The organism is Clostridium rhizosphaerae (genome assembly GCF_016765585.1).
GTDB classification, from domain to species: Bacteria; Bacillota; Clostridia; order Clostridiales; family Clostridiaceae; genus Clostridium_AT; species Clostridium_AT rhizosphaerae.
The window spans coordinates 1-13,326 of sequence record NZ_JAESWC010000007.1 but is presented as its reverse complement, the minus strand read 5'-3'; the positions used below and the strand labels follow the sequence as shown (position 1 = coordinate 13,326).

General features: G+C 30.6%; 8 protein-coding genes. 3 read left to right on the top strand and 5 right to left on the bottom strand.

The window, feature by feature from the left end:
- Positions 1-69: 69 nt before the first annotated feature.
- Positions 70-2,031: a 1,4-alpha-glucan branching protein GlgB gene (gene glgB / locus JK636_RS11990; protein ID WP_202749250.1), complete on the bottom strand. Its 1,962-nt coding sequence runs from the start codon at positions 2,029-2,031 to the stop codon at positions 70-72.
- Positions 2,032-2,363: 332 nt separating this feature from the next.
- Here glgB and surE point away from each other — a divergent pair, with 332 nt between their 5' ends.
- Entirely contained in the window at positions 2,364-3,116 is a 753-nt protein-coding gene (surE, locus tag JK636_RS11985; RefSeq protein ID WP_202749249.1) for a 5'/3'-nucleotidase SurE, read from the top strand.
- A gap of 187 nt (positions 3,117-3,303) precedes the next feature.
- Complete coding sequence (rd, locus tag JK636_RS11980) at positions 3,304-3,465, top strand: rubredoxin (RefSeq protein WP_202749248.1); 162 nt, start codon at positions 3,304-3,306, stop codon at positions 3,463-3,465.
- Positions 3,466-3,503: 38 nt separating this feature from the next.
- Here the strand turns inward: rd and JK636_RS11975 are convergent, their stop codons facing one another.
- From JK636_RS11975 to JK636_RS11965, 3 genes are all read right to left on the bottom strand, one after another.
- Positions 3,504-4,433: a DMT family transporter gene (locus JK636_RS11975; protein ID WP_202749247.1), complete on the bottom strand. Its 930-nt coding sequence runs from the start codon at positions 4,431-4,433 to the stop codon at positions 3,504-3,506.
- Between the two features lie 78 nt (positions 4,434-4,511).
- Positions 4,512-4,988 (bottom strand): DsrE/DsrF/DrsH-like family protein, encoded by a 477-nt coding sequence (locus JK636_RS11970; RefSeq protein ID WP_202749246.1) that lies wholly within the window; start codon positions 4,986-4,988, stop codon positions 4,512-4,514.
- A 110-nt stretch (positions 4,989-5,098) separates the two neighbouring features.
- Complete coding sequence (locus JK636_RS11965) at positions 5,099-6,436, bottom strand: aminotransferase class V-fold PLP-dependent enzyme (protein ID WP_202749245.1); 1,338 nt, start codon at positions 6,434-6,436, stop codon at positions 5,099-5,101.
- Positions 6,437-6,613: 177 nt separating this feature from the next.
- Here JK636_RS11965 and JK636_RS11960 point away from each other — a divergent pair, with 177 nt between their 5' ends.
- Entirely contained in the window at positions 6,614-12,010 is a 5,397-nt protein-coding gene (locus JK636_RS11960) for a diguanylate cyclase (RefSeq protein ID WP_202749244.1), read from the top strand.
- Between the two features lie 239 nt (positions 12,011-12,249).
- Here JK636_RS11960 and JK636_RS11955 read toward each other — a convergent pair whose 3' ends face one another.
- Entirely contained in the window at positions 12,250-12,975 is a 726-nt protein-coding gene (locus tag JK636_RS11955) for an NAD-dependent protein deacylase (RefSeq protein ID WP_202749243.1), read from the bottom strand.
- Positions 12,976-13,326: the final 351 nt, after the last annotated feature.

The following is a 13,326-nucleotide window of genomic DNA, read 5'->3' as shown; positions in this document are numbered from 1 at the left end:
CTGGGCTGTCTGTTCTCGCCAGTTTCCACTGGCTAGCCAGCCCGTTAATGTCCATTTAGGACATTAACCTCACTTCCGTTCGCTAATTGCTCGTTGAATTCCGTTTAGGACTTCAACCTCCTCAAATGCCGGCTTTTCCAATCTAAATTCATATTCAGGTTTAATGAATATAGTGGCTAGCGGCGGAATTTTAATTTTTATATTATATGGCTGATTATGCCACTTCTCCAGCTCAGGTTTAATTATTTCATTATTTATTTGATTTGAACCTCCGAAACAGTCGCTATCACTGTTGAATATTTCTTTATAGTGTATAAAGCTTGGGACTCCAATCTTATAATCTTCATATACTATAGGAGTGAAATTACAAACAACTATTATAAAATCTTTTGGATTATTACTTATTCTCATAAATGATATTATGCTTTGTTCATAGTTTTGATGATCAATCCACTGAAAACCTTCATAGCTGTGATCTTTTTCCCAAAGGGCTTTTTCACATTTATACAGCAAATTAAGCTTTCCTACATAATCCTGCATGGATTTATGCATTGGATAATCTAAAAGCATCCAATCAAGTTCATGAGCAAAACGCCATTCTATAAATTGACCAAACTCGCTGCCCATGAATAAAAGTTTTTTTCCTGGATGAGCTATCATGTATCCATAAAACATTCTTAAATTAGCAAACTTCTGCCAATAATCTCCGGGCATTTTATCAAGTAAAGATTTTTTGCCATGTACTACTTCATCGTGGGAAAGTGGAAGAACAAAGTTTTCTGAAAAAGCATACATAAGAGAAAAGGTTATTAAGTTATGATGATATTTCCTATATATAGGATCCATTTGCATGTATTTCAGCATATCATTCATCCAGCCCATGTTCCACTTGTAGTTAAAACCAACACCGCCTAAATAAGCTGGAGCTGTAACTGAAGGATAGGAACTAGAGTCTTCTGCAATCATAAGTACATTTGGAAAGTGTTTAAATATGTATGAGTTTAAGTGCTTTAAAAAATCTATTGCATCAAGATTTTCACTGCCTCCAAATTTATTTTTTAGAGACATATTTTCTTTCTTGCCGTAATTTAAATATAGCATGTTTGCCACTGCATCAACTCTCATGCCGTCAATATGATATGTATCAAACCAAAACAAAGCATTAGCTGTCAAAAATCTTCTGACTTCAGGCCTGCTTAAGTCAAAGTTAGCAGTACCCCAGTCATAATTTTCGCCAAGCAGGGGATTTTCATATTCATAGAGCTTTGTTCCGTCAAAATTGTATAGCCCATGAGCATCCTTGCAAAAGTGACCTGGGACCCAATCTAAAATAACACCAATATTATTTTGATGAAATTTATCTACAAAATACATAAAATCTTCTGGAGTACCAAACCTGCTTGTAAGTGAATAATAGCCTGTACTTTGGTAGCCCCAGGAAGCATCTAAAGGATGCTCTGTAACAGGAAGGAGTTCTATATGGGTATACCCCATATAAAGTATGTATTCTAGAAGTTTGTCAGCTATTTCTCTATAATTTAGAAATTCTTCATTATCATTCATTTTCCACGATCCGAGATGAACTTCATAAATATTTAATGGCTTATCATATAAAGCCTCAGAGCTTCTTTTTAAAAGCCATTCATTATCATTCCATTCAAAATTATCTAAGTTAACTATCATTGAAGCGGTATTAGGTCTTAATTCGGAATAAAAAGCAAAAGGATCAGACTTAAGCTGATTTTTACCATCGTAAGTTGTAATTTCATATTTATAAATATCACCAGAGCAAAGATTAGGAATAAACAAGATCCATAAACCTAGTTTTTTATTACTTTTCATTATATGCTTGCTGCCTATCCAATTATTAAAGGTTCCTACAACTTTTACTTCTCTTGCATTAGGAGCCCATAGAAAAAAGCGAACTCCTTTAACACCATTTATAGTTGTTTCATGACTGCCTAAAATATTATAAAGTTTTATCTTTTGTATTTTGCGCAGTTCTATTTTTTTATTTTTTATTGTATTCATAAAGCACTTCCTTTGACTTATATAACAAAAGGCAGAACTTCGTATGTTCTGCCTATTTAAAATTTCAAGGTTACATGAAGTTTGTGCAATAACATGATTGAAAACCTTCATATTTTAATTAAATAATATTTATATTAAACCCATAAGTCTCTATAGATATATAGTACCTTGTTTATAAGGCACCGTCAATAATAATACACTGTACTATTTTAAATTTTTAAATAGTTGAAATATATTTTTAGTGTTGTGTCAACATTACGTAGAATAGAGTGTACTAATAATTATTTATAGTTATAATATAAATAGAAAAAACTTTAAAGGCTGGTGTATATATGAAAATACTTTTAACAAACGATGATGGAATTTATGCTCCTGGCTTATATAAACTTGCAAAAGAATTAGAAAAATATCATGAGGTTGTAATAGCTGCACCGGATGATCAAAGAAGTGCCTGCGGGCATTCCATAACAATAACAAGACCTTTAATTGTGAAAAAGGTTAAGCTTGAAGGTATAAATTCAAAAGCCTACAGCATAGATGGAACTCCGGCAGACTGTGTTAGAACTTCTGTAGAAAAGCTTATTGAAGGCAAGATTGATATGGTGGTCTCAGGAATCAATAAAGGGGTAAACTTAGGAACAGATGTTATTTATTCAGGAACAGTTTCGGCAGCTATTGAGGCATCGGTATATAATATTCCGTCTATAGCAGTGTCTTCGGAATTTCAAGGCGATAAAGACAATTATGAAATTGCAGCAAAAACAGCGGTTGAAATAATTTCAATGGCAAAGGATAATTATATAAGTGATGATGTAGTTTTGAATATTAATGTTCCCCTTGTAGATAAGGAAGATATTAAAGGTATTAAGGCTTGTAAAATAGGAAATAGAACTTACAATAATGTTTTTGTTGAGAGTAAGGATGAAGAAGGAAATCTTATTTATGAAATAATGGGCAGTGTAAATGATAAAGATGAAGAAGATACGGATGTAAGTTACTTTAAACAGGGATATATAACCATTACACCGCTTCATTATGACTTGACTAATTATAAGATAATAGATAGAGTAAAGCAGTGGTTTTGACAGGATGTAATTAGATAAGTAGTATAAATATGACTGAAATAGAATAAAATATTTATGTAGCTGCTAAAATCTAAGCATACACAATAATTTAACATTTATTTTTTGCCTATAACTTTACATATGTCGTGGAAGTTGGTAAAATATAATTAATATTAAATGAAATTGAGTGTTAAGAGGAGGAAAAATTATGAAAAAATATGTTTGTATAGCTTGTGGATACATATATGATCCAGAAATAGGTGATCCAGATAACGGAGTAGATGCAGGAACTAGCTGGGAAAACGTTCCTGAAGATTGGCTATGCCCACTTTGTGGAGTAGGTAAAGATCAATTTGAAGAAGTAGAATAGTAAAAAGATGGCTTGCTTAGGCCATCTTTTTAATTTTCTTATAAAACTTCAGTTTTTGTAATATTCTTGGGTTCAAAATGGTTTGTGCCCCATACTCCTAAGAGTATCATAAGTGAACCTATAAGATGATAATAGTGAAAAGCTTCTTTTAAGAAAATTACTCCTGCTGCTATAGAAACAATAGTTGATATATTTGAGAGTACTGAGGACTTGGAAGCTTCTATTTTTGATAATGTAAAGTTTATTAAAAAGTAGGCGATTATTGATGAAAGTATTCCTAGATATCCTATGGATATTAAGAACTTAGTATTCATTAGTGGTGAAAAATAGTTTTTAATATTATTGTTCATTAAATGCTGAACTACTGAAACAAAATTAAAGAAAACTGCTCCCATAGCCATCATGGAATAAGTTAATTCCATAGGTGTAAAGTTTTTTGATAGTCTCCTTGAGATAATTGTAAACATTCCGGCTGATAATACTGCACCGATTAATAATATTATGCCAAGTAAACTGGAACTTCCAGAATTAGAACTACCCATAATTCCTATAAACATAACACCTAAAACAGAAAGTATGATAAAGCCTGTTTGGGAAACAGAGGGCTTTTCTTTAAGAAAATATGCTGATAATATAACAACTCCTATTGGTATTAGAGATATCATAAGGCCTGCAATAGATGAGGAAGAAAACTTAATTCCATAGGTTTCAAATATAAAATATATTACTGGTTCCATAAGACCAAGAATCAATAAACCTTTTATATTCTTTCCTTTATAATCTAAACGAATTATTTTAAGTAGTGCAAGAATTGACATTATTAAGAAAGCTGTTAAAAACCTAAAGGATAAAAGTTCATAAATTCCTGCTTCTGATAAAGCCATTTTAGAAAATAAAAAACTTAATCCAAATATACTTGATGAAACTATGCCTGCCAAAACAGCAAGTGCCTTATGTTCGTTTTTCATATATACCCCCGAGAATATTAATAGTCTAAATAAATTCTATAATAAAAAGGGAGGGCTTTCAACTGATTAGTTAATGGTTCATATAAATAACTGCATATCTGATTCTAATGCATCCTTTAGATACTGCTTAGCATCAATTACCTCAAGTTCTGGTAAAAGTTCTTCGCTTTTAAAGCCCATTACTTCCACAGACAGCTTGCAGCCATAAAATTTAACTCCTTTTTTTCTAGCACCATTTAAAAATGCTGTTAGGCTTGGAGTATCCTCTTCTTTCATCATTGCTTTAAGCATTTCTTTGCCAAATCCACTGAAATTCATTTTAGATAAAGGTAAATCTTCAGGACCCTTAGGAGTCATTATACTAAACATTTTCTCATATAGGGTTTTTTCGTCTGCAATTGGTACTTCAGGGTTTCTAACTAATAAAAGTCCCCAAAAGGCAAAGAAAATTGATACATCTGCTCCAAGTTCCTTTGCTGAATTTGCAATGATTAAAGCTGCTAGGGCTTTGTCATAATCTCCGCTAAATAAAAGAAGATTTATTTTTTTGTTCAAATAAATCACCATCCTCAAATAATTATTCTTAGCAAGTTTAGTTTAATCTTTATGCACACTTTTATTCATAAAAACAAAAGCCTTTCCTAAAACAGAAAGGCAAAGGGTGATTAATGTGTATGATTGCTGTATTTATTTAAAAAATATTGTTTGTTATTAATTATATATTTTAATACTCTTAAAAAATAATCTATTTCTGAGAAACTGTTATATAGTCCAAAGCTAAGTCTTATCATGCCAGGTCTTTCTGATTTATCGGTTCTAAGATAGTTTGATATATCTTCTCCAGAAACATCAAGCAGTTTTTGAACATAAGGATGAGCACAAAAGCAGCCTGTTCTAACTGCTATCCCTGCTTCAAGAGAAAGTATTTCTGATACTATGCTATGAGGCATACCTTTAATATTAAATGGAATTATACTTACTCTATTGTTAATATCCTCTGAGCTTGCATAAAGTTCTATGTCTTTTATATTTTTTATACTAGATAGAGCATAATAAGCTAAGCTTCTTTCATAAGTATCTATATTTTTCATTCCTATTGAGGTTAGAGTTTTAATTGCTGATACCAAAGCTACAACTCCCATAACATTTGGCGTACCGGCTTCTTCTTTTTCAGGAGGTTCGTTCCAAGCAACGTATTCGTGAGTAACTAAATCTACAGTACCGCCTCCTTTATAATCAGGAGCACCCTGCATAAAAGCAGCTTTTGGACCTATAAGTACACCTATGCCAAAAGGTGCATACATTTTATGAGCTGAAAATACTAAAAAGTCTATATGCTCTAAAGAACTTTCAGGTTTCATATCCACCGGAGAGTGAGGAACTAATTGCGCTCCATCAACTAATATTTTAGCATTGTGCTTGTGGGCAAGCTTAGCCACTTCATATATTGGATTGATGTAACCAGTAACATTAGATGCTCCGGAGACAGTGACCAGCTTAACAGCTCCGTTATAATTAATTAATTTTTGCTCCAAGTCTTTTAAAGATAATTTACCCTGCTTATCAAGCTCTATATAATCAAGTTTATATTTATCTCTCCAAGGCAGGTCATTTGAATGATGTTCCATATTAGTAGATAGCACAACGCATTTTTTATCTCCGGTGCAGAGTCTAAAGCTTAATTTGTTTATGCCCTCTGTGGTATTCTTAACATAAATTACAGTGTCATTACTTGAATCAGCATGTACAAAATTTAAAACTGTTTCCCGTGAGCTTTCAAATATATTTGATGAAATTTGGGATTTGTAGCCATTTCCTCTATGGATTGAAGAATACCAGGGCGAAAAACTTATAATATCTTTAATAACGGAATTAAAAGGTGGTGTTGTAGCAGCATTGTCAAAATTAACATAGGTCCCATAGTTTCCATTGGCCAGTGGAACTTGGGTATCAACTCCTGCTACTAAGTATCTGTAAGGGGCTTCCTCTGTTTCATAGTTCATATACTTCACCTGCAATATTACTATTTTTGTATTAGTATATGAGTGAATCAAAAGGTTGTGATTTATATAAGAAAGCAGTGAAATAATTACTTAGCATAATTAGTTATAGAATATTTACCACATTTACATATAATGCTATACTTATAATATGTTTCTATGCATGGGAGTGAGATTAGCATGAATTTAATTAATAATAGATATAGAATAGTTAAAAATTTAAAGCAAAATCGTTTAGTTTCTTCATATTTGGTTTTAGATATTAAGAACGAAAGTGAAAAATTTCAATTGAATATTATTAATTCAGAATATCTCCCAGAAAGTTTGCTTGATTTTTATATTAAAGATTTTTCTGCATTAACGACAATAGATAAAAATAATTTTGTTAAATTATATGATTTTGACTCTATACAGACTATAGATAATAAAAGAATAGAGGGTCTAAGATATTTTTATGTTAATGAATATGCAGAAGCAGATTATGATTTAATGCATTTTATAAGCGGCATGGAAGAAAAAGAAATTTTAGATCTAATCATAGAACTATGTCAAGCAGTTAATTATCTACACCTAAGAGGTTTTATATATAACGGAATAAATTTAGATAATATATTTATTAGTAATTCTAAAATAAAATTTAAGGATATAGCTTCTGTAGAGCTTGAAAAATATGACTATTGGAGTACAAAAAGCAGTCAGCTTATTTTTAAGGCACCTGAAATATTAGAAGATAAAACACAGTCGGTTTCTTCAAATATATATTCTCTTGGAGTGCTTTTATTACTTGTTTGCAAAAAACAAATAAAAGATAATATAAATCTAATTCATGAGATAAAAAATATAAATAAATCTGATAGAAACTTTACAAAAGAATATTTGAATTTTTTAAATAGAATAATTCCAATTATAGAAAGAATGATAGAACAGGATACTAAAAAAAGGTATGTTAATATAAGACAAATAATTGAAGATATAAATGCTGAATTTGGGACAAACTATAAATCTCACTATAATAATGAAGTTGAAAAGCTTAATTTTAACACTAAGCTTATAGGAAGAGATTATGAAATTAATAATGTCATTAATATTTATAAATCAATGGCTCAGCTTGGACTTCGAGAAAAGTTCGTTATAGTTCACGGAGAGTACGGAATAGGCAAAACAAAGCTTTTAAAGGAGCTGGAAAGAATACTTCTTCTAAAGAATGTAAATGTTTATTCTAGTTATAGTCTTGAAGCATCAAGTTTAGGGAGTAATAGAGGAGCAATTGATATATTAAGGAAGATAATAAGTGAGTGCGATAGTGACTTACTTGAAAGATATGAAAGTGAATTAATAAAACTTATACCTGAACTTGGAAAAAACAAAAACATTGTTCCAAGCAGTACGATATCAGGAGAGAAAGAAAATATTAGGCTGATTGGTTCAGTGTGCACTTTTATAAATGATTTTATGAAAGGAAAACCTGCTGTATTTATTATTGATAATGCTCATATGTCTGGAGATTTCTCAATAGATATTCTAGAATACTTATATTTAAGAAATAAAAATATAATGATTATTTTTTCTTATTGTGATGGAGAACTTAACAATAACAAAAGACTTTCAGAGTTTATTGCTAAAGTTTCTGGTCAAGTAAACAGTATAGATATACCTTTGCGGGGGCTTAACAATGAGGATTCAGTTGCATTAATTCAAGATGTTTTAAGAATGCCGGTAAGGCCGAGTATTTTTGGTGAGAGGATATTCTCAAAAACCTTTGGAAACCCGCTCTTTATTGAAGAAACTTTAAAAAACTTATATTCTGAAAATATTATTTATGTAGATGAAAAAAGCGGAATATGGAATAGCAAATTTGATTACGATTATAGCAAGCTGCCTGTGCCTTCAAACATGGAACAAGCTGTTCTTTCTCAAATAAAAGGAATAGACAGTTTAAGTTTACAAGTGTTAAATGGTATATCAATTTTTAATACAGCAATTTCCTTAGATGATATAACTAAAATTGTTTTGAAGGATATAGTCGACGTAACAGAAAAAGTTAATTATTTAGAATCACGTGGTGTATTATGCAAGAAAATTGAAGATAGAGGATTTGTTTATGATTTTTCCAATAGAATATTGAAAAGCCTAATCAGAAAAAGACTAGATATAAGTTATAAAAAGAAAAAGCATGAATTGGCAGCAGAGTTATTAGAAATGCAGCTCAACGAGGGATTGAGCAATAGAGAAGAGTTGATATATCATCTTGAAAAGGCTGGACATAAGGAAAAAGTAATTAAGTATTGTTTAGAAATAGCAGATAAGATGGAACTTTTTAAGAATAGAAGCGAGGCAGTAAAAAATCTAAAAAGAGCTGTTGCTATAATGGAGAACAATGACGAAGATGATAGAAAGGCAGAGCTTCTCATTAGAATTGGAGACGTATATCAAGATGATGGCAATGGAGCAATTGCGATAGAATTCTTTAAAGAAGCAGAAAGTCTGGCTGTAAAATTAGATAATTGTAATAAGCATATTAAGGCTTTAAATAGGATTGCAAAGGTATATTATTCAAGAAATGAAATTGATAAAACATTAAATTATATAAAAAAGTCAGAAGAAATATTAGAAAAGTCTAATATCATAGAAGAGGACACGCAGACTTATTTTGAAGCTAAGGAGCTTTTAGTCAGGGTTCTGGCATTAAAACAAGAATATAAAAGCGCTGAAAAAATATGTAGAGAATGCATTAGGCTTTGCAAAGAAGATGATTATAAATTTAAAGGAATCTTTTATAAGAATCTAGGCAATGTTTATTTAAATAACTCTCTGGGTGATAAGGCGTTAAATTGTTACAAAGAAAGCTTGAAGTGCTTTGAGAAAATAGATTATTCAGAGGGGATAGTTAGTGCACTAAATAATATTTCTGTCATATATGGAGATATATATCAAAATAGCCGGGAAAGCATTAAATATCTTAAGAAAGTTAAAGAAATTAGTGAACGAAATCATATTATTAGCTATGAGGTTATGGCGCTTACTAATTTAGCCTGTTCTTATTTTGAGGAGTGGAATTATGAACTTTCACTTGAATATTTCCTCAATGCCTTAAAGAAGTCTGAAGAGATAGAGTATGAAGGAAATATATTCTATTGTTATAACTATCTTTCAAACATATATTTAAGGTTAAGAGATTTTCAAAAGGCTTATGAGTATCATATGCTCGCTGAAAAAGAACTTGAGGAATATCCTGAGCATGGAAAAGAAATTGCAGTATACTATCAAATGAGTGCAGAATTATTTTGTGTTTTTGGAGATATTGAAAAGGCTGATTTTTTTATAAATAAAGCGCTTGAAGTTTATAAATTTGATGAATCCTTACCAAAGTGGGAATGCAGTATTTTGAAAGGTTTTATTGATATAAGCAATATTCAGTCAGGAGAAGAACTGAATAACAAACTAATAGGTGTTCGTCAGGTTATAAACAAGTTTGAGTCAACTCTTTTAAAAGTAGACAAGCTTTATAGTACTTCTGTTGAACTATATAAAAGAGGTTTTGAAGAGCAGGCTGCAGCGTTATTTAATGAAGCTGAAAATTATAGTGTATCTGATAAACCAAACATAATGAGAATAAAAGAATTCTATTTAAGTGGCGTATTTGCTAAAGGAACAAATAAATTAAAGGTATTAAGTGCTTCTTTTGAAATGTGTAAAATCGAAAAAGATGATTGGTCGAAACTTAGAGTTTGCAGTGAACTTGGCGACTATTATTTTTATGGCAAAGATTACTTTTACTCTATAAATTTTTATTTTGAAGCTTGTGAAATAATTAAAAAACTGGCATTAAGCATTCCAGAGGAGTTTAGAGTACAATTTGTCGTTAAAAATAATCTATTAATCCCATTTAAAAAGCTTGCGACGTTAAGGAGTTTTAGGGAATATGATAAAGTACTTTTCAAAAGTGATAATGACTTTGAAGAAATGAATTTGAATAAGCTGAATAAACTTTTTGCTTTTGAAGATGTAAAAGATATATTGAATAACAAGTATTTTATAAGATCTGCAAGAAGACTATATAATTCATATTTGCCTAAAACAATTAGAACTTCTTCAGATATCGTTAAGAACTTATATTCAGACCCCTTAAAAAATTTAGATCTAATAACAAAATACCTTGCAAGTGTTACAATTGCTACTAAAAGTATTATTGTTGTTGATAGTTTTGAGCAGGATTATCATGTAATTACTTCAATGGATGGAAGTAATTCAGTACCGAGAAGTAAGTATGTGTTTGAAAAAGCAAAATCCAGCAGAAATGCAATTTTGATAACTGAAGCTTCAAATGAGAATAAACCAGAATTGAATATTATTCTTCAAGGAACCAAGGCTGTTATATGTGTACCTATAATAATGAACATTGAAGATTTGAAAAGTAATCAAACTAGAAATTCAATTAAAGGATATATATATCTTGAGTCTGAAAGAATACTTAATAATTTCAATAAGGAAACACTTAAAAAATGTGTTGAATTAAGCAGGTTAGCTGGAGTTAATATTGAAAGATATCAACTTTTGTTAACATCATCTACAGATAAGCTTACAGGAACACTTACAAGAAAGTTCCTTGAAGAGTCGCTTAGTGAACATATAGATAGAGTGGATGAGTTTAATAATATTTTTTCTATAATTATGATGGACATGGATCATTTTAAACAAATAAATGATAGATTCGGGCATCAAGCTGGTGATGAAGTTCTAAGACGCGCTTGTGATATTGTAAGGAATAATATAAGAAAAAATGATGTTTTTGGACGATATGGTGGAGAAGAATTTATTATCATTCTTCCACAAACTGATGGTAAGGAAGCTTTGGTTATAGCTGAAAAACTTAGAAAAGCGGTTGAGGATGCAAAAATTTTAGAAGATAAAACCTCTGTAACAATGAGTCTTGGTATTGCTACTTATCCACATAATGCTCAGTGGAAGCAAGAACTTGTAGAAAAGGCAGATCAAGCATTATATGTGTCTAAAGAGCTTGGAAGAAATAGATGCCAAGTCTGGAGTAATGATTTTTTGAATAAGGTAAAGGGTAGAAATAAGCTTTCTGGAATTGTTTCTGGTAATACAGTACAAGATTCAAGAAATATACTTGCTATGGTTGATATTATCGAACTAATAAAACAGGATATAAGTATTGAGAATAAAATATATAATTTACTTGGAAGAATTATAGAAATTACAGAGTCAGAGTGTGGAATGTTTTTTATCATTGATAATAGAGAAATAAAAAATATATATTCTAGAAAAATATTTAATGAAAATTGGTCTGAGCCAATTAATTATAATAGTGAGGCGGTTAATTCAGCAATAATAAAAAAACAGGGATTGTTCATGACTGATTGGGATGAAAGTGTAAATTATGACTCTGTAACAGGAATGCCTGATTGGCATTCAATAGTTGTGGTACCGCTTGTAAAAAATGGAGCAGCGAAAGGTATATTGTACTTAAGTGCATCTACAAAGCTAAAAGAATTTAAATTTGATGAATTTAATTACATAAATACTATTGGTGAACTTGCTGCGGGAATATTATAATTTGGCGCTGATTAATAATAGTGTTGATATAAGCGTGTTATTTGATATTGTAGAAGGCAAATCTACTGTAAATCGGCATGATTGCAGTAAATATTTATATATTTAAATATTTTTATAGGTTTATATTTAAATATGTAAATGATAAAATAACCATTAATTCCTTTTAACAAAGCTTATAATTTAAGAACCTCTAAACAGAAAAAACTTTATCTGTTTAGAGGTTTAATTTTTAGGTCCAATTACACTACAGAACTTAAGATGTCGCTTATGCTGCCATGAAATATTAAATTAGCTTTATTATCATAAGGAGTTTTTGATTTGTTTATTAGAATTAGTTTGCTGCCTATATAGTAATCTATTAATCCAGCGGCAGGATATACAGCAAGAGAGGTGCCGCCAACTATTAGAGTATCGGCTTTACTGATATAATTTATTGCACTAGAGAGCACATCCATATTTAAGTTTTCTTCATATAAAACTACGTCAGGTTTTACTATACCGCTGCATAAATCACATCGAGGTATGTTAGTAGGGCTATTCATTATATAATCCAAGCTATAATATTTACCGCACTTAATACAATAATTTCTATGAACAGAACCATGAAGTTCAAGAACATTTTTTGATCCAGCAAGCTGATGAAGTCCATCAATATTTTGAGTAACTACAGCTTTAAGCTTGCCCTTCTCTTCAAGTTCTGCTAGAGCTAAATGTGCTTTATTTGGCTTTGCTTTTGTATATATCATTTTATTTTTATAAAAGTTATAAAAATCCTCGGTATGACTTTTGAAAAAGGAATGACTTAATATTGTTTCTGGTTTATAGCCAGCAGAGGACTCAGTATTATATAAACCGCTATTTGAGCGAAAGTCCGGGATATTGCTTTCAGTAGAAACTCCAGCCCCTCCGAAGAAAACAATATTATCACTTTCATTTATTATTTGTTTTAATCTATCTATACACATATTTATCATCTCCATACATAAGTATATTAACTATTATAAACCTTAATGGTATTTATATTAAAGTTATATGAATAATTTACCACTAACTAAGTCGTTGACAGAGACATATAATTTTGATAATATAAATCCTACAGCGATTGCATCTACAAAAGTAGACAATTAAAACTGCTTAAAACTTCCAAGAAAAATGTTGTTGACAAAGCAGCTTGCAGCTGATAAGATATAGAAGTTGCCTGATGACGGCAAAGCAAATTGGTCTTTGAAAATTAAACAGAGAAATTAAGGGTTAAAGTCCTAAATGGACTTTAGCGGATAACTTAGCTGATGGAAATCAGCGAGCATAAGTTATCC

Coding starts and splice junctions, on each gene's coding strand:
- glgB (WP_202749250.1), bottom strand. CDS start 2,031: ATGAATACAATAAAAAATAAAAAAATAGAACTGCGCAAAATACAAAAG.
- JK636_RS11975 (WP_202749247.1), bottom strand. CDS start 4,433: ATGAAAAACGAACATAAGGCACTTGCTGTTTTGGCAGGCATAGTTTCA.
- JK636_RS11965 (WP_202749245.1), bottom strand. CDS start 6,436: ATGAACTATGAAACAGAGGAAGCCCCTTACAGATACTTAGTAGCAGGA.
- JK636_RS11955 (WP_202749243.1), bottom strand. CDS start 12,975: ATGTGTATAGATAGATTAAAACAAATAATAAATGAAAGTGATAATATT.
- surE (WP_202749249.1), top strand. CDS start 2,364: ATGAAAATACTTTTAACAAACGATGATGGAATTTATGCTCCTGGCTTA.
- JK636_RS11960 (WP_202749244.1), top strand. CDS start 6,614: ATGAATTTAATTAATAATAGATATAGAATAGTTAAAAATTTAAAGCAA.
- rd (WP_202749248.1), top strand. CDS start 3,304: ATGAAAAAATATGTTTGTATAGCTTGTGGATACATATATGATCCAGAA.